Annotated in this window: 1 protein-coding gene; it reads left to right on the top strand. The window is 66.9% G+C overall.

What is annotated here, in order from left to right; translation table 11 throughout:
* The coding region (locus AC1RPH_RS08510) for a hypothetical protein (protein WP_481762151.1) at positions 1 to 236 on the top strand (236 nt) is incomplete at both ends.

Below are 236 nucleotides of genomic sequence, written 5' to 3' on the forward strand. Positions count from 1 at the left end.
GCCGACGGTCGCGAGGTGTATCCGGCGTTCCAGGTGACCGACGACGGTGCATTGCTGCCCGGGTTGGCGGCTGTGCTGTCGCAACTCGGTGACGGCACCGACGACGCTTGGACCCACTGGCTTTTCCTCATGGGTCGGCCTGAATACGCGTGCGGGCGGCAGGTTTGGGAGCTGCTTCGGGACGGTGACATTGCGACTGTCGTTCGTGCTGCGAGTCGGGCGAGCTGGGCGTGGCG

Source organism: Dellaglioa sp. CoH-57-MRSF-16, assembly GCF_056782055.1.